Below are 21,995 nucleotides of genomic sequence, written 5' to 3'. Positions count from 1 at the left end.
TCACACCTCCTTGTTTTCTTCGTCGGGCAAGGAGTCGGCGCCGACAGTGGCCGGGGCACGCTCGGCCACGGCCCGGCGGGCCCGTGGACTGGGGGGAACCTGCAGGTCCATCGGTGGTACGGGGAAGCTGCCCGGTGGTCGGGAGGCCAGCTCCTCCTCGATGGAGAGTTGCCGTGGCTTGCGGGCGGCCGGCCAGAGCATGGCGATCAGCAGGATCACGACCACGATGCCGACGATCGAGAACCACTTGGCCTGCTGCGACAGCTCGTTGTTGGCGACCTTGACGTAGCTCAGGAAGAGGATCCAGACCAGGTTGACCGGGATGAGGACCTTCCAGCCGAAGCGCATGAACTGGTCGTAGCGCATGCGGGGCAGCGTGGCCCGCAGCCAGATGAAGCCGAAGAGCAGCAGCAGCACCTTGGCGAAGAACCAGATCAGCGCGAAGTAGCCGGAGTTCGCGCCCTCCCAGAACCAGGTGATCGGCCAGGGCGCCCGCCAGCCGCCGAGGAACAGCGTGGTGGCGAAGGCCGAGACGGTGATCATGTTGATGTACTCGGCCAGGAAGAACAGCGCGAACTTGAACGACGAGTACTCGGTGTGGAAACCGCCGACCAGCTCGGACTCCGCCTCGGGCAGGTCGAACGGGGCGCGGTTGGTCTCACCGACGGCCGCGATGCAGTAGATGATGAAGCTCGGCAGCAGCAGCACCGCGTACCAGCTGGGGGTCGTCGCCTCCCACCCGAAGATGTTGATCGGGTTGCCGTGGGCCTGGGCGGCCACGATCTGCGACGTGCTCATCGACCCGGCCGTCATGAAGACCGCCACGATCGAAAGACCCATCGCGACCTCGTACGAGATCATCTGCGCACTCGAACGCAGGCCACCGAGCAGCGGGTATGTCGAACCCGAGGCCCAGCCGGCCAGCACCACGCCGTAGACGGCCATCGACGAGCAGGCCAGCAGCACCAGAACCGAGACCGGCACATCGGTGAGCTGCAGGGCCGTCTGGTGGCCGAACATGTTGACCACACCGCCGAACGGGATCACCGAGAACGCCGTGAACGCCACCGTGGCCGAGATGACCGGCGCGATGAAGTACACGACCTTGTCGGCCGTCTTCGGGATGATCTCTTCCTTGAACGGCAGCTTCACGCCGTCGGTGAGGCTCTGCAGCCAGCCCTTGGGCCCGACCTGGTTGGGGCCGGGCCGGACCGCCATCCGGGCCACGACCTTGCGCTCGTAGTTGATCGTGAAGAGCGTCAACAGGAGCAGCAGGACGAACACGCCGAACAGCTTGATCAGCGAGATCCACCAGACGTCGTTCTCGAACGTCTGCAGCGTCGGATCGACGGCGTGGGCCGCCAGGATCGACGTGTTCATGCGGTGACCTCCGACGAGGCGAGGATCGGACCGGCCTTACCGGCGGAGAGCCGGACGACCGCACCCGCGGTGACGCCGAGGCTGCGACCGACGGTCGAGCCGGGCGAGTTGGTGGGCAGCCACACCGTGCCCGGCGTCAGGTCGGTGACCAGAACCGGCAGGGTGACAGCGCCGCGGTCGGCGCCGACGGTGACCGCGTCCCCGTCGATAACGCCGAGCGAGCGGGCCAGCTCCTTGCCGATCCGCACGACCGGCGGCCGGGCGGTGCCGGCCAGCACGTCGTCGCCGTCGAGCAGCGAGCCCTGGTCGATCGCCTGACGCCAGGTGGCCAGCACGGCCTCGTGCTCGCCGGGCTCGGGCAGCGCGACCGCGGCGACCGCGGGGGCCACCGGGCGGGCCGAGCGGGTCGCCGGCATGGTGCCGAGCTCCCGGCGGATCGCCATGACGTCGCCGGTTCCCAGCGTGACGTTCATCAGGGCGGCGATGGCCTCGAGCACGCGGCCGTCGGTCATCGCCGTCGTCCGCAGCACCGTCTCGAAGGACCGCAGCCGGCCCTCCCAGTTCAGGTAGGTGCCCGACTTCTCGGCCGCCGGAGCGACCGGCAGGATGACATTCGCGCGGCGGGTCACCGCGCTGTGCCGCAGCTCGAGGCTGACCACGAAGCCGGCCGCGTCGAGCGCCTGCTCGGCCAGCCGCGGGTCGGCCAGGTCGGCCGGGTCGACGCCGGCGACCAGCAGGCCGCCGAGCTGACCGGCCGCCGCCGCCGCGACGATGCCGTCGGTGTCCCGGCCGGGCGCGCTGGGCAGCGCGCCCGCCTCGGTGTCCCAGGCCAGCGAGATCTCGGCCCGGGCGGCCGGATCGCCGACCGGACGGCCACCGGGCAGCAGGTTGGGCAGGCAGCCGGCGTCGATGGCGCCGCGGTCACCGGCCCGGCGGGGCACCCACGCGAGGCGGGCGCCGGTGCGGGCCGCCAGCGCGGCCGCCGCCGAGAGACCGCCGGGCACGGTGGCCAGGCGCTCGCCCACGATCAGCAGGGCGCCGGGCACGGCGAGCGCGGCGGCGACCGCCGGGTCGCCGGCCAGCAGCCGGGCCTCGTCGCCGGGCGCCGCCGCCACGAGGGCCGCGCCCAGCTTCTCGAAGCCCCGCGACAGGAACGGCGCCACGGCCGTGACCTGCAGCTTCTTGCGGTTGTGGCCCTTGCGCAGGCGCAGGAAGAGGATCGGGCACTCCTCCTCGGGCTCGAGCCCGACGATCACCGCCGAGGGCGCGTTCTCGACATCCTCGTACGTGACGTCGGAGACCCCGGCCACCGAGGACGCCAGGAAGTCGGCCTCCTCGGCGCTGAGCGGGCGGGCCCGGAAGTCGACGTCGTTGGTGCCCAGGGCGACCCGGGCGAATTTCGCGTACGCGTACGCGTCCTCCACCGTGAGCCGGCCCCCGGCCAGCACCCCGACGCCGCCGTTGCCCCGCGCCGCCGTCAGCCCCTCGGCCGCCGCCAGCAGGGCCTCGCTCCAGGACGCCTCCCGCAGCTCACCGGTCGCGGCGTCGCGCAGCAGCGGCGTCATGATCCGGTCGTTGGCGGTCTGGTACTGGAAGCCCCAGCGGCCCTTGTCGCAGTTCCACTCCTCGTTGACCGCCGGGTCGTCGCCGGCCAGTCGGCGCAGCACCTTGCCCCGGCGGTGGTCGGCCCGCATCGAGCAGCCGGCCGCGCAGTGCTCGCAGGCGGTCGGCGTCGAGACCAGGTCGAACGGGCGGGCCCGGAACCGGTACTGCTCGCCGGTGAGCGCGCCCACCGGGCAGATCTGGATCGTGTTGCCCGAGAAGTACGAGTTGAAGGGAACGTCGCCCTCGCCCTCGCCGGCCTGCCCGTCACCGGTGCCCCGGCCGCCGAAGAAGTCGTCGCGGTAGACGTTGATCTGCTCGCCGGACGAGCGGTCCATCAGGTCGATGAACTTGTCGCCCGCGATCTCTTCGGAGAACCGGGTGCAGCGCTGGCAGAGAATGCAGCGCTCACGGTCGAGCAGCACCTGGCTGGAGATGTGGATCGGCTTCTCGTACTCGCGCTTGTGCTCCTTGAAGCGCGAGTCGGCCCGCCCGTTGGTCATCGCCTGGTTCTGCAGGGGGCACTCGCCGCCCTTGTCGCAGGTCGGGCAGTCCAGCGGGTGGTTGGCCAGCAGCAGTTCCATCACGCCGCCCTGCGCCTTGGCGGCGACCTCGGACGTGAGCTGGGTCTTGACCACCATGCCCTCGGCCACCGTCTGGGTGCACGAGGCGACCGGCTTGCGCTGGCCCTCGATGTCGACCAGGCACTGGCGGCAGGCGCCGGCCGGGGCCAGCAGCGGGTGGTCGCAGAACCGCGGGATCGCGATGCCCATCCGCTCGGCGACCCGGATGACGAGCTCGCCCTTCTCGGCGGTGACTTCGATCCCGTCGATGGTGAGGGTGACGGTGTCGACCTTCTTGGCGACGTCGGTCATGTCAGTGCGCTCCAACCAGGGCCTTGGCGGACAGCCGCGGAGCGGTCCGGCCCTCGATGTAGTCCAGGTAGTCCTGGCGGAAGAACTTGAGCGTGGACATCACCGGGGTCGCGGCGCCGTCGCCGAGGCCGCAGAACGACCGGCCGAAGATGTTGTCGGCCGTGTCCTGCAGGGTGTCCAGGTCGGCGTACGTGCCCTCGCCGGAGAGGATCCGGCGGTAGGTCCGCACCATCCAGTAGTTGCCCTCGCGGCACGGGGTGCACTTGCCGCACGACTCGTGGTGGTAGAACTCGAGCCACCGCCAGGTCGCGTAGACCGGGCAGTCCTGGTCGCTGAAGATCTGCATGGCCGTGGTGCCCAGGATGGAGCCGGCCGCGGCGACGCCCTCGAAGTCCATCGCGGTGTCGATGTGCTCGGCCGTCAGCAGCGGCGTCGACGAGCCGCCGGGCGTCCAGAACTTCAGCGTGTGCCCGGGCTTCATGCCGCCGGCCAGCTCGATGAGCTCCCGCAGCGTGATGCCCAGGCCGCACTCGTACTGGCCGGGGTTGGCGATGCGGCCGGAGAGCGAATAGATCATCGGGCCGGACGACTTCTCCGTGCCCATGCTCTTCCACCAGTCGGCCCCGCCGAGCACGATGTACGGCACCGAGGCGATCGTGCCGACGTTGTTGACCACCGTGGGGCTGGCGTACAGGCCCGCGATGGCCGGGAACGGCGGGCGCAGCCGGGGCTGGCCGCGGAAGCCCTCGAGCGAGTCGAGCAGTGCCGTCTCTTCACCGCAGATGTAGGCGCCGGCCCCGCTGTGCACGACCAGTTCCAGGTCGAAGCCCGAGCCCAGGATGTTCTCGCCCAGGTAGCCCTTGGCCTTGGCCTCGGCCACGGCGTTGCGCAGGCGGCGGGCCGCGTGGACGGCCTCGCCGCGGATGTAGATGAAGGCCCGGCTGGCGCGGATCGCGTACGAGGCGATGATCGCCCCTTCGATCAGCGAGTGCGGGTCGTACGTCATCAGGGGCAGGTCTTTGCAGGTGCCGGGCTCGCCCTCGTCGGCGTTGATGACGAGGTAGTGCGGCTTGCCGTCGCCCTGCGGGATGAAGCCCCACTTGAGACCGGTCGGGAAGCCGGCGCCGCCGCGGCCGCGCAGACCCGAGTCCTTGATCAGCTGGATCAGATCGTCGGGGTGCACGTCGAGGGCCTTGCGGAGCGCCGCGTAGCCGTCGAGCCGCTCGTAGACGTCCATCTTCCAGGCATCCGGCGACAGCCAGCGCTTGGTGAGGACGGGGGTCAGCTTCTGCAGGATCTCACGCCGCGGCTGAGTCACTTCGCCTCCTCGGTTCGGGCGGTGTCCCCGGCGGGCTTGCCGTCGCCGGCAGGCTGGTTGGAGGACGTCCCAGCGGCCTCGGCCGGGTTCGACGGCACGGGCTTCTTCTCGTCGGCCGTCCCGGTCTTGTCCGGTGTGCTCGCGTCGGGGTTGCGCTGCTCGGCCGTACGGGTCTGGGGGTCCTTGACGTCGCCGGCCCGCGTGGTCTTGCCGGCGTGGCCGGGGGTGACGCTGCTGACCGCGCTCTTGACCTTGTCGACCACGGTGGCGACCTTGCCCTTGTTCTCCTCACGGGGAGACGGCTTGGTCTTCGTGATCGGCGTGTCCAGGTTGAAGTCGGGCACCGCGACACCGTGCTCCTGGGCCAGCGTCACGCCGCGCAGCGTCGGGGCCCCGGCCAGGCCGTCGGCCACCGCACCCTCGCGGGGGTCGGCGAAACCGGCCAGCTGGGTCTGCATCTCTTTGAGCGAGCAGATCCGCGCGCCCCGGCTGGGCGTGGGCCGCTCACCGGCGCGCAGCTTCTCTACCAGCCCGATCGCCGTGTCCGGCGTGGCCTCGTCGATGGCGAAGTCGTAGTTGACCGTCACCACCGGCGCGTAGTCGCAGGCGGCCAGGCACTCGGCGTGCTCCAGCGTGATGCGGCCGTCGCCGGTGGTCTCGTCGTGACCGACGCCCAGGTGCTCGGAGAGCTGGTCGTAGACCTCTTGGCCGCCCAGCACGTTGCACAGCGTGTTGGTGCACACGCTGACCAGGTATTCGCCGGTCGGGCGGCGCTTGTACATCGTGTAGAACGTGGCGACGGCGCCGACCTGGGCCTTGTTGATGCCCAGCACCTCGGCGCAGAAGGCCACGCCGTTCGGGCTGACGTGCCCCTCCTCGGTCTGCACGAGGTGCAGCAGGGGCAGCAGCGCCGAGCGGCTGCGGTCGGCCGGGTAGCGCGCGATGATCTCGAGCGCGGCCGGCAGCAGACGCTGGGCCAGAGGAGCGGCGGCGGGAGAGAATTCCACCTCGGTGTTGGTCATTTAGCGGTCACACCCACCCATCACGGGGTCCAGGGACGCGCCGCCGGCGATCACGTCGGCCAGCAGCGCACCTTCGGCCATCGCGGGAATGGCCTGCAGGTTCACGAAGCTCGGGTCCCGCATGTGGACCCGGTACGGATGGGTGCCACCGTCCGAGACGGCGTGCACGCCCAGCTCGCCCCGAGGGTGCTCGATCGAGACGTAGACCTGTCCCGGCGGCACCCGGAAGCCCTCGGTGACGAGCTTGAAGTGGTGGATGAGCGACTCCATCGACTGGCCCATGATCTTGGCCACGTGCTCGAGCGAGTTGCCCATGCCGTCGAGGCCGACGGCCAGCTGCGCGGGCCAGGCGATCTTCTTGTCGCTGATGAAGATCGGGCCCGGCCGCAGCTTGTCCAGAGCCTGCTCGACGATCTTCAGCGACTCGCGGATCTCGGCCAGGCGTACCTGATAGCGGCCCCAGACGTCGGCCGTGGTGGCGGTCGGCACGTCGAACTCGTAGTTCTCGTACCCGCAGTACGGCATCGTCTTGCGCAGGTCCCAGGCCAGGCCGGACGCGCGCAGCACCGGGCCGGTGACGCCCAGGGCCAGGCAGCCGGTGACGTCCAGGACGGCCACGCCCTGCGTGCGCTCCTGCCAGATGACCTGGCCGGAGAGCATGTCCTCGTATTCCTTGAGCTTCTTGGGCAGGTAGACCAGGAAGTCCCTGATCTTCTTGATCGCCGACTCGGGGATGTCCTGCGCGACGCCGCCCGGGCGGAAGTACGCGTGGTTCATCCGCAGGCCGCTGGTCTCCTCGAAGATGTCGAGGATGTACTCACGCTCGCGGAAGCCGTAGAGCATCATCGAGATGGCGCCGAGCTCCATGCCCGTGGTGGCCAGCCACACCAGGTGCGACGAGATCCGGTTGAGCTCCATGAAGAGCACCCGGATCGTGTTGGCCCGCTCGGTGATGTCGTCGGTGATGCCGAGCAGCTTCTCGACCGCGAGGCAGTAGCCGGCCTCGTTGAACAGCGGCGCCAGGTAGTCGGCGCGGGTCACGAAGGTGGTGCCCTGCGTCCAGTTCCGGTACTCGAGGTTCTTCTCGATGCCGGTGTGCAGGTAGCCGACGACCGGGCGGACGTCGGTGACCGTCTCGCCCTCGAGCTCGAGCACCAGCCGCAGCACGCCGTGCGTGGACGGGTGCTGCGGGCCCATGTTGACGACGATCTTCTCGTTGCTCAGCGGGTCGACACTGCCGGTGACGGTGTCCCAGTCGCCGCCGGTGACCGTGAAGACGCGGCCCTCGGTGGTCTCTCGTTCGCTGGCGTATCCGGACTGTGTCATTGGTAGACCCTCCGCTGGTCAGGAGGCGGAATCTCGGCGCCCTTGTACTCGACGGGCACGCCGCCGAGCGGGTAGTCCTTGCGCTGCGGGAAGCCCTCCCAGTCGTCCGGCATGAGCACCCGGGTCAGGTTGGGGTGGCCGGTGAAGATGACCCCGAACATGTCGTACGTCTCCCGCTCCTGCCAGTCGGCGGTCGGGTAGACGCTGGTGACGCTGGGCAGGCTGCCACCGGCCGGGACGGCCGCCTCGAGGCGCACCCGCCGCCGGAACGTCATCGACGTCAGGTGGTAGGTCACGTGCAGCCGGCGGGCGTCGCTGTTCAGGTAGTCCACGCCGGACACCGAGGAGCACAGCTCGAAGCGCAGCGACTCGTCGTCCCGCATGATCTGCGCGACCTCGAGGATCCGTTCGGGCTTGATGTGCAGGGTCAGCTCGCCGCGGTCGACGACGACCTTCTCGATGGCGTCGGCGAAGCCCGGGTACGCCTCTTCCAGCGCGTCGGTGACTTCGTCGAAGTACCCGCCGTACGGCTTGGGGGTGCCGACGACCTCGGGGTGCCGGCGGACCAGGCCACCGAAGCCGGAGACGTCACCGGTGCCGGTGATGCCGAACATGCCCTTGCGCGGGCTCGAGGGCACCTGGGCCGGCGCGTCGATGTCGGCGCCGACCGGTTCGGCCTTGACCGGCACGCCCTCGGTGGTGGACTCGTTGGGTTCGATGGTCACTTGCCCTCCTCCCGGAGGTGCGGCTGCAGCTTCATCCAGTTCTCGATGCGCAGCTGTTCCTCGCGGCCTTCCTTGACCGCCTGCGTCCATTCCGCGCGCCGGGCCTTGTCGACCCGGTACGACGACGGCATCGCGCCCGGCGCCACCACCGGCACCTTGCCCTCGGCCTTGCGCGCCTCGAGCATCTTGCGCCCGTTCGGGCCGAGCGGCTGGGCCATGACCTTCTCGCGCATCTTGAGGATGGCGTCGATCAGCATCTCGGGCCGCGGCGGGCAGCCGGGCAGGTAGATGTCGACCGGGACGATGTGGTCGACGCCCTGCACGATCGCGTAGTTGTTGAACATGCCGCCCGACGAGGCGCACACGCCCATCGAGATCACCGAGCGCGGCTCGGGCATCTGGTCGTAGATCTGGCGCACGACCGGGGCCATCTTCTGGCTCACCCGGCCCGCCACGATCATCAGGTCGGCCTGGCGGGGCGAGGCCCGGAAGACCTCCATGCCCCAGCGGCCCAGGTCGTAGTGCGGTCCGCCGGCCGCCATCATCTCGATGGCGCAGCAGGCCAGGCCGAACGTGGCGCCCCAGAACGAGGACTTACGGGCCCAGTTCGAGACCTTCTCGACGGAGGTGAGCAGGATTCCAGCGGGGAGTTTCTCTTCGATACCCATGGCGCATCAGTCCCAGTTGAGTCCGCCGCGCCGCCACACGTACGTGTAGGCGATGAAGACGGTGACGATGAAGAGGACCATCTCGATGAATCCGAAGAGGCCGAGCGCTCCGAAGGAGACGGCCCACGGGTAGAGGAAGATGGTCTCGATGTCGAAGATGATGAAGAGCATCGCGGTCAGATAGAACTTGACCGGGAAGCGGCCGCCCCCGACCGGCTGCGGCGCCGGCTCGATGCCGCACTCGTAGGCGTCCAGTTTGGCCCGGTTGTAGCGATGCGGGCCGACGATCGGCGCGATCGACACCGAGAACAACGCGAAGAGCGCGCCGAGGATCAGCAACCCGACGATCGGGACGTATGGGTTGACCGTCATGAGATCTCCTGCTCGAGTACCCGATTTGGTTTCTTTCGGTTTTCCGCTGCGGGCAAGCTCAGCTCGTGCACACTATTAGTCCGTTTTAACCTAGTTTCACGCGGGGTGTTCATACGGCAGGCGCCACCTTCGTCAGACCGTTGATCACCCGGTCCATCGCGTCACCGCCGCGCGGGTCGGTGAGGTTGGCCAGCAGCTTCAGAACGAACCGCATCAGCGTCGGGTGCGGCATGCCGTGCTTGGTGGCGATCCGCATGATCTGAGGGTTGCCGATCAACTTCACGAATACGCCACCGAGGCGGTAATAGCCGCCGAACCGGAGACTGAGTTCCGTGGGGTACGCCCGCAGAGCCCGCTCGCGGTCGGGGCCGGCGGGCCGGGCGAGCGCCTGGACGGCCACCTCGGCCGCCAGCTCGCCGCTCTCCATGGCGTACGCGATGCCCTCGCCGTTCATCGGGTTGACCATGCCGCCCGAGTCGCCCACCAGCATCAGGCCGCGGGTGTAGTGCGGAACCCGGTTGAAGCCCATCGGCAGCGCGGCGCCCAGGATCGGCCCGTCCGCGTTGGCCTCGTCGCGCAGCCCCCAGTCGGCCGGCGTCCCGGCCAGCCAGTCGGTGAGCATCGCGCGGTAGTTGGTCTTGCCGAAGGCGCTCGAGCTGTTGAGGATGCCCAGGCCCACGTTGACCCGGCCGTCACCCAGGCCGAAGATCCAGCCGTACCCGGGGAGCAGGCGGTCGCGGTCGCTGGCGCTGCGCAGCTCGAGCCACGACTCGAGATAGTCGTCGTCGGCGCGGACCGGCGACTGGTAGTAGCGCCGGACGGCCACGCCGAGCGGGCGGTCGTCGCGCTTGGTCAGGCCCATCGCGATCGGCAGCTTGCCCGAGACGCCGTCGGCCGCGATGACCAGCGGCGCCCGGAACTGCACGACCTCTTTCTCGGGGCCGGTCTTGGCCTCGACGCCGATCGCGTGGCCGTCCTCGTCGAGCACCGGGCCGGTCACGTTGACGCCGGTGCGCAGGAGGACGCCGGCCTCGACGGCCCGCCGGGCGAGCATGTCATCGAAGTCGAGGCGGGTGCGGACCAGGCCGTAGCTGGGGAAACTGGCCAGGTCAGGCCAGTCGAGCTCGAGGCGGACGCCGCCGCCGATCACCCGCAAGCCCTTGTTCTGTAGCCAGCCGGCCTTTTCCGAGGTGTCGATGCCCATCCGCACCAGCTGGCGGACGGCGCGCGGGGTCAGCCCGTCGCCGCAGACCTTCTCGCGCGGGAATTCGGTTTTCTCCAGCAACAGGACTCTGAGTCCGTGCCGTGCCAGGTGATAAGCCGCCGCTGAGCCGCCCGGACCGGCCCCGACGACGATGACATCAGCCTCGTCGGCGATGAGCCCGGATGGTACTTGGTTGCGCACACCACACCTCCGTCTCGCAGCGGCTCGTGAAACAGTTCACAAGCAGCCCAAGTCGGAGTCTAGGACGGCCATCGAAGGTCGTTCCGGTAAGGGAACCCTAACTATTTCGGCTGGGTGAATTGCCCTGTGCGAGAACTCTGTCCGCCGCGGTGCGGGCCTCACCCTCCAGGTAGTCGCGGAAGTTGCCCTCCATGGCCTTGTCGAGGGCCACGATCAGGCTGTCGACCAGCTCCTGGGCCAGATCGGGGTCCTGCGCGGCGACCAGGCGGAGGCGGGTGGCCAGCTCCATGCCGCGGCGCTCGCCGGCGTCGCTCTCGTCGATCGCGATGTCGATGTCGGTGTCTTCGAGTTGCCCGAACGTCGTCATACATCGAGCGAAGCAGCGTTCGGCGCGTTTCGGGGCCAAAGCCCGCTTTTACACTCTTATGGCTCAGATCTTCGTAGCGCGGTGCAAAGCGACGATGCCGCCGGTCAGGTTGCGCCAGCCGACCCGGCTCCACGGCCCGGCGGTGGCGATGCGGGCGGCCAGGGCCTGCTGGTCGGGCCAGGCGCGGATCGACTCGGCCAGGTACACGTACGCCTCGGGGTTGCTCGACACGCTGCGGGCCACCGCCGGTAGCGAGCGCATGACGTACTGCATGTAGACGGTGTGGAAGGGCGCGAGGGTGGGGTGGCTGAACTCGCAGACCACCAGCCGCCCGCCGGGCCGGGTGATCCGGGCCAGCTCGCGCAACGCCCCCTCGACGTCCACCACGTTGCGCAGCGCGAACGAGATGGTCACCGCGTCGAACGTCTCGTCGGCGAACGGCAGCTTCAGCGCGTCCCCGGCGACCAGTGGCACCTGCCGTCCCGCCCGGCGGCCGGCCCGCAGCATGCCGGTCGAGAGGTCGGCCCCCACCGCGTACGCGCCCGACCGGCTCAGCTCCTCGGTGGAGATTCCGGTGCCGGCGCCGACGTCGAGCACCCTCTCCCCCGGGCGCAGGCCCAGCGCCGCCCGCGTGGCCCGCCGCCATCCCCGGTCCTGCCCGAACGAGAGCACCGTGTTGGTCAGGTCGTACCGCTCGGCCACGCCGTCGAACATCTCGGCGACCTCGTGCGGCTGCTTGTCCAGGTCTGCGCGCGTCACGCCCACAAGCCTCTCACCCCCATCCGACCGCCCCGCCCACCACCCTGAACCCGACTGAAGGCCGGCATACAGATCGGGCGGGATGGTGACCCATCCCGCCCGTTCCTTGTGCGTTATATATACGACCGCCATCGGTCGGGTCCGCTGCCATCACCGGGCTATCAGGTCCCGACGATGAAGTTCCTCGGTGTTACGCAGGCAACGTAACCAGGCGTGCAACACCGGCAACAGAGGTTCACGCTCCTCGTTATCGAGGAGCAACCCGCCCTCGCCGATTCGGGGAGGGGCACCTGACCGAACGGTCAACCGCGACTGGCTGTCAGGACGCTTCGACCAGCGGGAGCTGGGTGCGTCCGGCGCCGCCGCCGGGCATCGCGATCGATGAGAAGTGCGAGACCACGCGGTCGTCGGTGGGGTCGTCGGCCGGCGTGTGGTGCACGGCCAGGTGGCGGTAGAGCGTGTCGCGCTGGGCCGGGATGCGGTCACCGGTGCGGATCATCCAGATCAGCTCGTGCAGGTTGGACCGGTGCCGGGCGCCGGCCGACGAGATCACGTTCTCTTCCAGCATGATCGAGCCCAGGTCGTCGACGCCGATGTGCAGCGAGAGCTGGCCGACCTCTTTGCCCGTGGTGAGCCAGGACGCCTGCAGGTGCGAGACGTTGTCGAAGAACAGCCGCGACATGGCCAGGAAGCGCAGGTATTCCATGGTCGTGGCCTGGGTGCGGCCCTTGAGGTGGTTGTTCTCGGGCTGGTAGGTCCAGGGGATGAAGGCCCGGAAGCCCCCGACCGCGTGGCTGGTCTCCACAGCGTCGTCGCGGTAGCCGTTGGCCACGGCCAGGTCCTGCACGTCGCGGATCATGCGGATGTGCTCGATGCGCTCGGTGTGCGTCTCGCCCGTGCCCATCATCATGGTGGCCGTCGACGACAGGCCGTTGCGGTGCGCGACCGCCATCACCTCGAGCCAGCGGGCGCCGCTCTCTTTGAGGGGGGCGATCGCCTTGCGCGGCCGGTCGGGCAGCATCTCGGCCCCGGCCCCGGCGATCGAGTCGAGCCCGGCCGCCTTGATCCGGATGATCGCCTCTTCGATCGAGACGCCCGAGACCTTGGCCATGTGCAGGATCTCGCTCGGGCCGATCGAGTGGATGGCCAGCTGCGGGTAGGCCTGCTTAACCGACGAGAACAGGTTCTCGTAGTACTCCACGCCGAACTCGGGGTGGTGGCCGCCCTGCAGCATCACCTGGGTGGCGCCGAGGTCGATCGCCTCGCCGCAGCGGTGCAGGATCTCTTCCATCGGGTGCGACCAGCCCTCTTTGTGCTTGGGGGCACGGAAGAAGGCGCAGAACTTGCAGGCCGTCACGCAGACGTTCGTGTAGTTGATGTTGCGGTCGATCAGGTACGTGACGATCCCGTCCGGGTGGCGCCGGCGGCGGACAGCGTCGGCGGCCTCGCCCAGCGCGTGGAAGGGCGCCTCCGTGTAGATGAGCAGCGCCTCCTCGGGCGTGATCCGCCCGCCGTCGGCGGCTCGCTGCAGGATGCTGTCGATCTCCGGGTTCGCCGTCACACCGTCGACATTACGTCCCCTCCCCGCGGTCGTCAGGCGGCCGGTCGCGTGGCAATGAGCACTTCGGGTGGCGCGTCGCTACTCTCGATGGGTTCTTTCAGGGGGTGAAGGTGCTCGTCGTGCATGGCGGCTGGCTGCCGGGCGCGGGCCGGCCGGGTCAGCTCGCGCTCTGGGCCGAGGACGTCTCGCTGCCCCTCACCACTTCGTCTCGCGCACGGCAGCGCCCGCATCCGTTCGCGGTGACCGGCGAAACCCTGCTGGCCGCTTTGACCGAAACTTCCGATGACGTCCGGAGTGAAGTGGTCAAAGCCGACGTCGGAGCACTGCCGCTTCAGCTGCCCGGTTCCGCCCGCGGGCCGCACCCCTCGCCCGACACCGGCGCCGAGGCGGCCACCCGCGGCGCTCGGCTCGACACCTGGGAGGTGCCGGTCCTCCTGCTGCCCGGCGAGGCAGCTCTGTCGGCCCTGAGCGTCCTGTCCGACGGCGACCCGGCCGGCGTGTGGCTGCCGGGCTCGTCCTTGCGCTACCTCGGCGTCCTGGCCGGCCACGCCTGCGACCTGGCCCGCCGCGGCCGGATGCTCCCCCAGCTGGTCACCGAGTCCGGCCTGGCCACCGCCCGCTGGCGACCGGTGGTCACCGGCGCCGACGCCGCCACCTATCGCGACTTCGCCACCGCCATGCCCGCGGTCGTCCGCGCAACCGGCGCCGGAGTCTCCGCCACCCTGGGCGACGCGCTCGACTCGCTGGTCGACGGGGCCGCGCGGACCGTCATGCCGGAACGCATCCTGATCGGGCACCGCGCCGGCCCCAAGGCCCCGCTTCCCGACCGATGGATCGCCGCCCTCACGGCGGACGACCCCACGCTGCCCGGCGCCCGGCCCGAAGAGGAACGGGAACTCCGGTCGGCCCTCGACGACTGGCTGCACGCCGCGCACGAGGCCAACGGCCCGATCCGGGTCAGCTTCCGGCTGTTCGAGCCGGAGCCCGAGACCGACATGTGGCGGCTGGAGTTCGCGCTGCAGTCGGCCGAGGACCCGAGCCTCTATCTGCCGGCCACCGACGTGTGGGACGGCGGATCGTTCCCCGGTCTGCCGTCGCGGCCGGACGAGGTGCTGCTGGCCGGGCTGGGCCGGGCCGTGCGGCTGTTCCGGCTGCTGCACGTGGCGCTGCGCGACCAGCAGCCGACCGGCTTAAAGATCGACACTTCCGAGGCGCACGAGTTCCTGCGGCAGGCGGCGCCGCTGCTGCAGGCGGCCGGCTTCGGCGTGCAGCTGCCGGCCTGGGCCGGGCGCAAGGGGGTCGGGCTCAAGCTGACCACCCGTTCCAAGTCCCGCGGCTCGTCGTCGCGGGCGGTGGCCGATTCCGGCTTCGGGCTGGACGAGATCGTCAGCTTCAAGATCGACTTGATCATCGGCGACAGCGAGGTCACCGCCGAGGAACTGGCCGAGCTGGCCCGGCTCAAGGTGCCACTGGTCCGCGTGCGCGGGCAGTGGGTCGAACTCGACGACCGGCAGCTGAAAGCGGCGCTCAAGGCCGTCGGCCGGCGCCGCGACGGCGAGCTGACCGCGGGCGAGGTGCTGCAACAGGTCGTCGACGGCGGTGAGGAAGACCTGCCCCTGGTCGAGGTCGACGCCGACGGCATGCTGGGCGATCTGCTCTCCGGCCAGGCCGCTGAGCGGCTGGCGCTGGTGCCCACGCCGCCGGCCTTCCAGGGCACTCTCCGTCCGTACCAGGAACGCGGTCTTTCCTGGCTGCACTTCTTGTCGCGCCTGGGGCTGGGCGGCATCCTGGCCGACGACATGGGCCTGGGCAAGACGGCACAGACCCTCTCGCTGCTCCTGGCCGAGCGCGTCTCCACTGTGGATGCAGACGTGCCCGAGTTCCTTCAGCCGCCCGATGTCGCGCCGACCCTGCTCATCTGTCCTATGTCGCTGGTCAGCAACTGGTTCAAAGAGGCGGGCAAGTTCGCGCCGAGCCTTCGGGTCTACGTGCACCACGGCGGCACCCGGCAACGCGGCGCCGACTTCGACGCGGCCGTTGCCAACGCGGATCTCGTCGTCACCACGTACGGCACCGCGGTCCGAGACTTGGAGACGTTACGCAACGTCCACTGGGGACGCGTCGTGTGTGACGAGGCGCAGGCCATCAAGAACAGCGGCACCCGGCAGGCGCAGGCCGTCCGCGCGGTGCCGGCCCGCACCCGTCTCGCCCTCACCGGCACACCCGTCGAGAATCACCTGGCCGAACTGTGGTCCATCATGGACTTCTGCAACCCCGGCCTGCTCGGCCCGGCCAAACGGTTCCGCCGCCGCTTCCAGGAGCCGATCGAGGTGCGCCAGGACGAGGACGCCGCGGCCGCGCTCAAGCGGGCCACCGGCCCGTTCGTCCTGCGCCGGCTCAAGACCGACAAGACCATCATCTCGGACCTGCCCGAGAAGAACGAGATGAAGGTCTGGTGCACGCTCACCCCCGAGCAGGCGACGCTTTATCAGGCCGTGGTCGAAGACATGATGGACGAGATCGAAGGCAGCGAGGGCATCCAGCGCCGGGGCAACGTGCTGGCCGCGATGACCAAGCTCAAGCAGGTCTGCAACCACCCGGCCCACCTGCTCAAGGACGGCTCGCGCCTACCCGCACGCTCGGGCAAGCTGGCCCGCCTCGAGGAGCTGGCCGAGGAGATCATCGAGGACGGCGACAAGGCCTTGATCTTCACGCAGTACGCCGAGTGGGGCTCGCTGCTGCAGCCGTATCTGGCGGCCCACACCGACCGGCCGGTGCTATGGCTCCATGGTGGACTGTCGAAGGCCAAGCGCGACGAACTGGTCGACCGCTTCCAGACCGACGACGAGCCGATGCTGTTCCTGCTGTCGCTCAAGGCGGCCGGCACCGGCCTCAACCTCACCGCGGCCAACCACGTCGTCCACTTCGACCGGTGGTGGAACCCGGCCGTCGAGGATCAGGCGACCGACCGCGCATTCCGCATCGGACAGTCGCGCAACGTGCAGGTCCGCAAGTTCATCTGCACCGGCACGCTGGAAGAGAAGATCGACGCGATGATCGAGCGCAAGAAGGCGCTGGCCTCGTCGGTCGTCGGCACCGGCGAGGACTGGATCACCGACCTGAACACCGACCAGCTGCGCGAGTTGTTCGCGCTCGACCCCGCGGCGGTGCGCTGACATGCCGATCGACCAGAACGAACGGTTTTTCGAGGGCGGCAAGGCGATCGAGGTCGAGGGCGGCATCGCCGTCCGGGCCAAGCGCGGCAAGATCGGCGAGCAATGGTGGTCGCGCCGCTTCGTCGACGTGCTCGAGCAGATCTGCGACGGCGGCCGGCTCGCCCGCGGCCGCGCCTACGCGCGCAAGGGCCAGGTGATGGATTTCGCGCTTTCCCCCGGGCGGGTCACCGGCCGGGTGCAGGGTTCCCGCCCCCTGCCGTACGAGGTGACGATCGAGATCGCCGCATTCGGCGAAACACAGTGGACGGAGTTGACCGAAGCCCTCGGATCACAGGCGCTCTACCGAGCGGCCTTGCTGGCGGGCGAAATGCCGCACGAGATCGTCGACCTGTTCACGGCCCACGAGGCGCCACTGTTCCCGGAACGCCTCGACATCAGGTGCAGCTGTCCAGACTGGAGCGTGCCCTGCAAGCACGGCTCCGCGGTGCTCTATGTGCTGGCCGAGGCGTTCGACGACGACCCGTTCCTGATCCTGGCCTGGCGCGGCCGCGAACGCGACGTCCTGCTCGACGCCCTGCGCGGCACCGCCGAACCGGCCCCGCCGATCGACCCGCTGGCTGTAGATGAGTCCCCATTGGAGGCTCACCTTGCCGACTTCTACACCCCGGCGATCAGCCTGAGCCGCCTGCGCGAGCGCCCGTCCCGCGTCACCGCCCCGCCCGAACTGCTGCTCCGAGCTCTCGACGCCCCACCGGTCCGGGTCCGCCACATCCCCCTGGTCGACCTGCTCCGCCCGGCCTACCGAGACCTGGCCACCCCACCCGACGCCTAGCCGGCGAAGGGCTGCGCGCCGGCCTCGGGGCTCCACCGCCCGGCCAGCGGCATCAGGTCGGTGACGGCCACGCTGCGGACGCCGTCGGCCGTGGGCAGGATGACCCGGATGCCCGGGTGGTAGTCAAACAGGATCTGACGGTCACGGCCGCACGGGTCGATGGGCCCGCGCCCGTAGTTGCCGACCGCCACGATCGTCGTCAGCTCCCGAGCCCCCGAGGCCCGGGCGTGACCGAGCGCCACCAGTTCGGCGCACGGCCCACCGGTGAAGTGGTAGAGGTTGATGCCGCCGTACATCCGCCGGTCGGCGCCCCGGACGGCGGCGCCCATCGTATGGATGCCGTCCTCGCCGTCGGTGTTCTCGTCGACGATCTTCTGCGCGAAGGCGATCAGCTCGAGGTCGTCCGCGGTGAGGTCACGCGTGGGGATCTTCACGCGCCGAGCGTAAAGGTCTCTCCTGCGGCATAAGCAGTGACGGCGCCGGCCGTGATGACGTGGACGGGCGACGGGCCGGCGTTGCGAGCCTGGACGCCGTCGACGATGACGCCGGCGGTTTCGGGGATCGCCACAACGGGCGCATGGGTGCCGACTTCCTGCCCGACGGTGTAGTGCGGCAGGATCACGAAGCCGGAGAGCAGGTCGGCGCCCGTGGTGTCGGTAAGCCCGACGTCGTTCGGGTCGAGGACGCCGGCGATCGCGATGTCGGCGCCCAGCAGGATGGCGCCCGCGCTGCCGCCGTACACGTGACCGCCGCGCGCCAGGAAAGCCGGCAGCTCGCCCAGCCGGCCGCGCACGGCATGAAGCAGATCGAACGTGTTTCCGCCGGGTATGACCAGCACGTCCGCATCGGCCAGGGCGTCGGCGAAGGTGAACTCGCCGCGCGGCGCCAACGCCTGGCGAAACCAGGACAACGTCGCCGGCCACTGTGGACGCGGCATGGCTTCAGGCCATACAGCGAGGCGGGCCCCGGGCCGGAAGACCTCATCCCAGAGCCGCGCCTCGTCGTGTTCGCTGCCGCCGCCGCCCAGAAAGATCACGCGACCAACGTAATGCTCGTCGCGGACCGGCCCCAACCGGTCCGCGACGAAACCACTAGGCGGTCAGCCCTTGCGCCACTTCTGGTTGCTGGCGCCGACGCAGTCCCACAGGTGCAGGCGGGCGCCGTCGTTCTGGTTCACTTCCTTGATGTCGACGCACCGGTTGGCCTGGGGGTTGACCAGGTCGCCGGCGCCGCTCAGCACGAACTGCTGGGCCGCCGTGCCGTTGCAGGTGTAGAGCTGGATCGGCGTGCCGTTGGCGGTGCCCGCGGCCTGCACGTCCATGCACTTGCCGCCGGCCTGCAGGGTGCCGCCGGTGAAGGTCCACTTCTGGGCGCCCGAGTTGTTGCAGGTCCACATCTGCAGCGGCGCGCTGTCGACGAAGTTGCTGCTCGGCACGTCGATGCACTTGTTGTTCAGCGAGCTGATCACCGAGACGCCGGTCGGCTGGGGGTTGGACGGGCCGCCGCCCCCGGTGAACGGGGTCAGGTGGATGCCGGCCGAGCGCGGGTCGCCGTCGTGCACCAGCGACTCGAAGGCGCCGACGTCGTCGAAGGCGAACGCGTAGGCCTTGCCGTCCTGCATGTTGGCGTGGATCGCCTTGGCGTACACGTTGGTCGGGTTGCTCTTGTAGAAGTCGGCCGCGTTGGTGCTCGGCTGGGTGTCGATCGTGCCGAGCGTGCCGCGGTTGAGCGCGGCGCACAACGTACGGGAAATCGGTCCGACGACCTGGTCGTTGGGAGCCGGCAGATCACCGTCGCAGCCCCACACAGAGGCCGACGACGGGCGGTTGAACTGGGCCACCTGCGCGCCCGCCGAATTGGTGAAGCGCATGACGTTGCCCGAGGTGCGGCCGAAGTACTTCGTGTTGGGCTGGTCGCCGAACGGGACGACGGTCAAGGTCTTTCCCGTGTACGCGTTCCAGGCCGACGAGATGTACGGGTCCAGGTAGGTGGTGCTCAGCAGCCCCGCGCCCGCTGCCTTGCCCGGCGCGAGCACCCGCAGAACTGTGCCGTCCGACCGCGTACGCACGGTGTTGGCCCAGCCCGACGCCCCGCGGAGCGTGTTGATCACGTTGTCCCGGCCGTTCGCGACCAGGTCACCCGTGCGCTTCGAGGCGCCCGAGGCCCCGGTCACCGACACCGCGTGCGGCACGGCGAACATGTCGACCTGCGAGCTGTTGAGCCACAGTCCGGCGTCGTTGTAGGTGAACTCGCTCCAGTCGAACAGGGTGTTCGCGTTGGCGTCCCCGCCCGCCCACGGCGCCGGCTGCACCAGCCCGTCCGGGGTGAGGAAAAACTTCAGCTTCTCGCCCAGCGAGAAGTACACCCGGCCCGAGAAGCCGCGCGGGAAGTTGATGGTGGTGCTTCCACCGTTGCCGGCGCCGGGGATGGACACGTCGGGCGCGGGCGCCGGGGGCAGCGCCCCGCCGGTCCAGGGCGAGAAGGTGCCGCCCTGGTTGACGTAGCCGAGCCGGCCGGACGACAGCTGGATGCCGATGACGTACAGGTAGACCGCGTCGCCGCGGCCGGTGTTGTTGGAAACGGTGACGGGCAGGATGTTCGGCCCGATGGCCTGGGCCGCGGGCGGGGACACCGCGACCGCGGCCGGCACGGCCATGGCCAGCGCGGCCAGAGTTCGAAGGACGGTACGCACGGGGGACACCTTCCGCAGAAGGAACGGGGAGAGCGCTCTCAGGAAAGAGTCCTTTTTGTTTCGGAACTATGTCAATAGATGCCGGCCGATGTCGTGGCGTCCCGGGCAAACGTCGGCACCTTCGGGCATAGGGTTCTGCTCATGAGTGAGATGAGCTACCGCCGGCTGGGCCTCTCGGGCCTGGTCGTCTCGGTCGTGGGCATCGGCTGCAACAACTTCGGCCGCAAGCTCGACGCCGACGGCACCCGCGAGGTCGTGGACGCCGCCCTGGACGCCGGGATCACGCTGTTCGACACGGCCGACGTCTACGGCACCCCGCACGGCGCCTCCGAGGAATGCCTGGGCGCCGCGCTCAAGGGCCGGCGCGACGACGTGGTGGTGGCGACCAAGTTCGGCCTCGACATGGAGGGGCTGAACGGCAACGACTTCGGGGCCCGCGGCTCGCGGCGCTACATCGTGCGCGCGGCCGAGGCCTCGCTGCGCCGGCTCGAGACCGACTACATCGACCTCTACCAGCTGCACAGCCCCGACCCGCAGACCCCCATCGAAGAGACGCTGGCCGCCCTGGACGACCTGGTGCGCTCGGGCAAGGTGCGCTACCTGGGCAACTCGAACTTCGCGGGCTGGCAGATCGCCGACGCCGACTGGACGGCCCGGGCCGGCAACCTCACCCCGTTCATCAGCGCCCAGAACCAGTACAGCCTGCTCCACCGCGAGGTCGAGGCCGAGGTCGTGCCCGCCTGCGAGCAGTTCGGGCTGGGCCTGCTGCCGTTCTTCCCGCTCGACTCGGGCCTGCTCAGCGGCAAGTACAGCCGCGACCAGAAGCCGGCCGCGGGCACCCGGCTGTCGCTGCCCCGCTACCAGCGCTGGATCGACGGCGCCGACTGGGACACCATCGAGGCGCTGAAGAACTTCGCCGCCGACCGGGGCCACAGCCTGCTCGACCTCGCCATCGCCGGTCTCGCCGCCCGGCCCGCCGTGACCAGCGTGATCGCCGGCGCCACGACGGCCGAGCAGGTGCACGCCAACGCCGCCGCGGCCGCCTGGCAGCTGTCCGCCGAGGACGTCGCCGCCCTCGACGAGCTGCTCCACCGCTAGAGGTCGAAGCCGCCCGAGACCTCGACGTTCTGCGCGGTGATCCACCGGCTCTCGTCGGAGAGCAGGCTCGCGATCGCCGCGCCGACGTCCTCGGGCTCGCCCAGCCGGCCCAGCGCGGTCTTCCCGGCCAGCATCGGGATGACCTCGGGGTACGCCTCGAAGCCGACCACCCCGTCGGCGTCGGCCAGCCGCGTGCGGGTCGGCCCGGGCGAGACCGCGTTGACCCGGATGCGGCGCGCCGCGAGCTCCTTGGCCAGGAACCGGGTCAGCGTGTTGAGCCCGCCCTTCATGGTCGCGTAGGCCGAGTAGCCCACGTCGACGTGCCCGGTGGGCAGGGCCGACGAGCTGCTGACGTTGACGATTGCGCCGCCGTCGGCCAGCCGCGGCAGCAGCGTCTGGGTCAGGAAGTACGGGCCCTTGAGCAGCACCCGCAGGAACCGGTCGAACAGTTCGTCGGTGGTGTCGGCGAACATCGCGCTGCCGCCGAAGCCGGCGTTGTTGACCAGGTAGTCGAACGTGTCGCGCTGCCAGTTCTCCCGCAGCGCGACGACGACCTGGTCCCGGAACGCCGGGAAGCCCTCGGTGCGGCCGATGTCGAGCCGCAGCGCAATCGCCGTGCCGCCCTCCTTCTCGACCAGGGCCACCGTCTCTTGCACGCCGGCCGGGTTCCCGTTGTAGGTCACGATGACGCCGACGCCCCGCCGCGCCAGCTCGACGGCCGTCGCCTGGCCGATGCCGGAACTGCCCCCGAGCACGATCGCGACTCGCATGATGCAACCCCTCATTTCGTACGGTGTTGTTTCCTCCTCTCCATGGC

The 21,995-nt window shown here is 69.8% G+C and carries 19 protein-coding genes; 3 read left to right on the top strand and 16 right to left on the bottom strand.

The features are described 5' to 3' along the window. From nuoH to mqnC, 12 genes are all read right to left on the bottom strand, one after another. Complete coding sequence (nuoH, locus tag OWR29_RS05120) at window positions 1-1,380, bottom strand: NADH-quinone oxidoreductase subunit NuoH (protein WP_267561318.1); 1,380 nt, start codon at window positions 1,378-1,380, stop codon at window positions 1-3. Further along, a complete protein-coding gene (locus OWR29_RS05115) occupies window positions 1,377-3,857 on the bottom strand; it encodes an NADH-quinone oxidoreductase subunit G (RefSeq protein WP_267561316.1) in 2,481 nt (826 codons plus the stop codon). Before OWR29_RS05115 ends, nuoH begins: the two co-directional genes overlap by 4 nt. Window position 3,858: 1 nt before the next feature. Further along, a complete protein-coding gene (gene nuoF / locus OWR29_RS05110; protein WP_267561315.1) occupies window positions 3,859-5,175 on the bottom strand; it encodes an NADH-quinone oxidoreductase subunit NuoF in 1,317 nt (438 codons plus the stop codon). After that, on the bottom strand, window positions 5,172-6,197 hold the full coding sequence (gene nuoE, locus OWR29_RS05105) for an NADH-quinone oxidoreductase subunit NuoE (RefSeq protein WP_267561313.1): 1,026 nt from the start codon (window positions 6,195-6,197) through the stop codon (window positions 5,172-5,174). Before nuoE ends, nuoF begins: the two co-directional genes overlap by 4 nt. Next, on the bottom strand, window positions 6,198-7,523 hold the full coding sequence (locus OWR29_RS05100) for an NADH-quinone oxidoreductase subunit D (protein ID WP_267561311.1): 1,326 nt from the start codon (window positions 7,521-7,523) through the stop codon (window positions 6,198-6,200). After that, the gene (locus OWR29_RS05095) at window positions 7,520-8,248 is read right to left on the bottom strand and encodes an NADH-quinone oxidoreductase subunit C (protein WP_438872552.1); all 729 of its coding nucleotides are present in this window, start codon (window positions 8,246-8,248) and stop codon (window positions 7,520-7,522) included. Before OWR29_RS05095 ends, OWR29_RS05100 begins: the two co-directional genes overlap by 4 nt. Continuing rightward, window positions 8,245-8,916: a NuoB/complex I 20 kDa subunit family protein gene (locus OWR29_RS05090; RefSeq protein WP_267561309.1), complete on the bottom strand. Its 672-nt coding sequence runs from the start codon at window positions 8,914-8,916 to the stop codon at window positions 8,245-8,247. The genes OWR29_RS05095 and OWR29_RS05090 overlap by 4 nt, the downstream gene beginning before the upstream one ends. Window positions 8,917-8,922: 6 nt before the next feature. Then, window positions 8,923-9,288, bottom strand: coding sequence for an NADH-quinone oxidoreductase subunit A (locus OWR29_RS05085; protein ID WP_267561307.1), 366 nt, complete (start codon window positions 9,286-9,288; stop codon window positions 8,923-8,925). 109 nt (window positions 9,289-9,397) lie between these two features. After that, complete coding sequence (locus tag OWR29_RS05080; RefSeq protein WP_267561305.1) at window positions 9,398-10,693, bottom strand: geranylgeranyl reductase family protein; 1,296 nt, start codon at window positions 10,691-10,693, stop codon at window positions 9,398-9,400. 97 nt (window positions 10,694-10,790) lie between these two features. Next, complete coding sequence (locus tag OWR29_RS05075) at window positions 10,791-11,060, bottom strand: hypothetical protein (protein WP_267561304.1); 270 nt, start codon at window positions 11,058-11,060, stop codon at window positions 10,791-10,793. A 63-nt stretch (window positions 11,061-11,123) separates the two neighbouring features. Further along, complete coding sequence (locus OWR29_RS05070; RefSeq protein WP_267561302.1) at window positions 11,124-11,819, bottom strand: demethylmenaquinone methyltransferase; 696 nt, start codon at window positions 11,817-11,819, stop codon at window positions 11,124-11,126. A gap of 319 nt (window positions 11,820-12,138) precedes the next feature. Then, complete coding sequence (gene mqnC, locus OWR29_RS05065; protein WP_267561301.1) at window positions 12,139-13,380, bottom strand: cyclic dehypoxanthinyl futalosine synthase; 1,242 nt, start codon at window positions 13,378-13,380, stop codon at window positions 12,139-12,141. A 110-nt stretch (window positions 13,381-13,490) separates the two neighbouring features. On the opposite strand from mqnC, the gene OWR29_RS05060 reads away from it, so the two are divergent. Further along, entirely contained in the window at window positions 13,491-16,556 is a 3,066-nt protein-coding gene (locus tag OWR29_RS05060; protein WP_267561300.1) for a DEAD/DEAH box helicase, read from the top strand. Between the two features lies 1 nt (window position 16,557). After that, window positions 16,558-17,388, top strand: coding sequence for an SWIM zinc finger family protein (locus OWR29_RS05055; RefSeq protein WP_267561299.1), 831 nt, complete (start codon window positions 16,558-16,560; stop codon window positions 17,386-17,388). Here the strand turns inward: OWR29_RS05055 and OWR29_RS05050 are convergent. From OWR29_RS05050 to OWR29_RS05040, 3 genes are all read right to left on the bottom strand, one after another. After that, on the bottom strand, window positions 17,385-17,822 hold the full coding sequence (locus OWR29_RS05050) for a cytidine deaminase family protein (RefSeq protein WP_267561297.1): 438 nt from the start codon (window positions 17,820-17,822) through the stop codon (window positions 17,385-17,387). The two genes, OWR29_RS05055 and OWR29_RS05050, sit on opposite strands and share 4 nt — an antisense overlap. Continuing rightward, a complete protein-coding gene (locus OWR29_RS05045; RefSeq protein ID WP_267561296.1) occupies window positions 17,819-18,424 on the bottom strand; it encodes a Type 1 glutamine amidotransferase-like domain-containing protein in 606 nt (201 codons plus the stop codon). The genes OWR29_RS05050 and OWR29_RS05045 overlap by 4 nt, the downstream gene beginning before the upstream one ends. 63 nt (window positions 18,425-18,487) lie before the next feature. Beyond that, entirely contained in the window at window positions 18,488-20,044 is a 1,557-nt protein-coding gene (locus tag OWR29_RS05040; protein ID WP_267561883.1) for a beta-1,3-glucanase family protein, read from the bottom strand. Between the two features lie 186 nt (window positions 20,045-20,230). On the opposite strand from OWR29_RS05040, the gene OWR29_RS05035 reads away from it, so the two are divergent. Continuing rightward, the gene (locus OWR29_RS05035; protein ID WP_267561882.1) at window positions 20,231-21,178 is read left to right on the top strand and encodes an aldo/keto reductase; all 948 of its coding nucleotides are present in this window, start codon (window positions 20,231-20,233) and stop codon (window positions 21,176-21,178) included. Here the strand turns inward: OWR29_RS05035 and OWR29_RS05030 are convergent. Further along, complete coding sequence (locus OWR29_RS05030; protein ID WP_267561295.1) at window positions 21,175-21,948, bottom strand: SDR family NAD(P)-dependent oxidoreductase; 774 nt, start codon at window positions 21,946-21,948, stop codon at window positions 21,175-21,177. The genes OWR29_RS05035 and OWR29_RS05030 overlap by 4 nt on opposite strands. Window positions 21,949-21,995: the final 47 nt, after the last annotated feature.

The organism is Paractinoplanes pyxinae, assembly GCF_026626335.1.
GTDB classification, from domain to species: Bacteria; Actinomycetota; Actinomycetes; order Mycobacteriales; family Micromonosporaceae; genus Actinoplanes; species Actinoplanes pyxinae.
This window is presented reverse-complemented; position numbering and strand designations above follow the sequence as displayed.

Bases quoted from the DNA above. Each gene is read 5' to 3' on its own strand.
- nuoH (WP_267561318.1), bottom strand. From the start codon at position 1,380: ATGAACACGTCGATCCTGGCGGCCCACGCCGTCGATCCGACGCTGCAG.
- OWR29_RS05115 (WP_267561316.1), bottom strand. From the start codon at position 3,857: ATGACCGACGTCGCCAAGAAGGTCGACACCGTCACCCTCACCATCGAC.
- nuoE (WP_267561313.1), bottom strand. From the start codon at position 6,197: ATGACCAACACCGAGGTGGAATTCTCTCCCGCCGCCGCTCCTCTGGCC.
- OWR29_RS05100 (WP_267561311.1), bottom strand. From the start codon at position 7,523: ATGACACAGTCCGGATACGCCAGCGAACGAGAGACCACCGAGGGCCGC.
- OWR29_RS05090 (WP_267561309.1), bottom strand. From the start codon at position 8,916: ATGGGTATCGAAGAGAAACTCCCCGCTGGAATCCTGCTCACCTCCGTC.
- OWR29_RS05085 (WP_267561307.1), bottom strand. From the start codon at position 9,288: ATGACGGTCAACCCATACGTCCCGATCGTCGGGTTGCTGATCCTCGGC.
- OWR29_RS05075 (WP_267561304.1), bottom strand. From the start codon at position 11,060: ATGACGACGTTCGGGCAACTCGAAGACACCGACATCGACATCGCGATC.
- OWR29_RS05055 (WP_267561299.1), top strand. From the start codon at position 16,558: ATGCCGATCGACCAGAACGAACGGTTTTTCGAGGGCGGCAAGGCGATC.
- OWR29_RS05040 (WP_267561883.1), bottom strand. From the start codon at position 20,044: ATGGCCGTGCCGGCCGCGGTCGCGGTGTCCCCGCCCGCGGCCCAGGCC.
- OWR29_RS05035 (WP_267561882.1), top strand. From the start codon at position 20,231: ATGAGCTACCGCCGGCTGGGCCTCTCGGGCCTGGTCGTCTCGGTCGTG.
- OWR29_RS05030 (WP_267561295.1), bottom strand. From the start codon at position 21,948: ATGCGAGTCGCGATCGTGCTCGGGGGCAGTTCCGGCATCGGCCAGGCG.